This window comes from Staphylococcus sp. HMSC062H10, assembly GCF_001836945.1.
Taxonomy (GTDB): domain Bacteria; phylum Bacillota; class Bacilli; order Staphylococcales; family Staphylococcaceae; genus Staphylococcus; species Staphylococcus aureus.
On the sequence record NZ_KV830942.1, the window covers coordinates 1 to 1,120 of the forward strand.

Below are 1,120 nucleotides of genomic sequence, written 5' to 3' on the forward strand. Positions count from 1 at the left end.
TCTATATAGTATCAAGACAAGAAGAAACTCGTTTCACTCGTTTCAAAAACCCTCATGATTTTTAGAGAAAAACTCTCTTATTTCATCGTCTTTAATAAAATAATATGCCATCTTTCCATCTTTATAAAAATCAAGTACCTCATTTTTATATAAAAGCCTTAAATGATGTGAAGTTGAAGCAACACTCATTTTCAATATCAAAGAAATATCACAAACACACAACTCATCTTCTTTAATCAAAGATAATATGATTTTCAATTTCTTCTCATCACAAATTTTTTCTAAAATGTTAAGTAATTTCTTAGATTTATCATCTTCTAAAAAACTTAAAGCATTGTTAACTTTATCCTCATGTACACAAATCACATCACAAGTATTTTCATAACTCATATAAAATCACACCCTAAATTAAAATATAAATACTAAAATTGTTTGAATAGTGTCATTTTCAATAATAATAAATAAACCTAAAGCTATATAAATAATAGCCATAATCCAACGACTAAATTTCTCAACAATTTCTCCAATTCCTGGGATATTAGCTAATTTTTGTGCAGTAAACACCAAGAAGAAAATTAAAATTAAAAAGACAAACAGAGTAAGTAATAAATTAGTAACACTTAATGTCACAAAATACGGAACAAATAAACCAATATTATCGGCGCCACAACTTGCTATCGTAACAATTGCAACCGTACCAACTAATTTAGACAATCCTTTTTCATTCAATTCTTTTTTAGCTCTCTTTTCTCCTTCACAATCATCATAAATAGCCACTTTAATTCCAAGATAAATTGGTATTAAACCCAATAAACCTAATATCCACTTTTCTGGAACATAATTTAATACAAAAGCTAAAAACAAACTAACTAATATTAAAATAATAGACCCTAAATATTGACCAACATAAATATCTCTATATTCTTTTCTAGTCTTTGCTCTAGCAAAAAATATTAATAAAATTACTAATAAATCAACTGCTGTAGCAATATAAAGAACAGCAGCAACAACCGTTTGAATCATAATACACCTCATTCAAAAATATTTTTGAATGTATTATAACTTATATTTTTAAATAATCATAGGTGCTTTATTCCAATTGCTTTATTGACGTTGAGCC

The 1,120-nt window shown here is 26.4% G+C and carries 2 protein-coding genes; both read right to left on the reverse strand.

Annotated features, from left to right (window positions below; all coding sequences use genetic code 11):
* Positions 1-42: 42 nt before the first annotated feature.
* Positions 43-390 (reverse strand): ArsR/SmtB family transcription factor, encoded by a 348-nt coding sequence (locus HMPREF2658_RS00300; RefSeq protein ID WP_000119690.1) that lies wholly within the window; start codon positions 388-390, stop codon positions 43-45.
* A gap of 18 nt (positions 391-408) precedes the next feature.
* The gene (cadD, locus tag HMPREF2658_RS00305; protein WP_070854167.1) at positions 409-1,023 is read right to left on the reverse strand and encodes a cadmium resistance transporter CadD; all 615 of its coding nucleotides are present in this window, start codon (positions 1,021-1,023) and stop codon (positions 409-411) included.
* Positions 1,024-1,120: the final 97 nt, after the last annotated feature.

Bases quoted from the DNA above. Each gene is read 5' to 3' on its own strand.
- HMPREF2658_RS00300 (WP_000119690.1), bottom strand. From the start codon at position 390: ATGAGTTATGAAAATACTTGTGATGTGATTTGTGTACATGAGGATAAA.
- cadD (WP_070854167.1), bottom strand. From the start codon at position 1,023: ATGATTCAAACGGTTGTTGCTGCTGTTCTTTATATTGCTACAGCAGTT.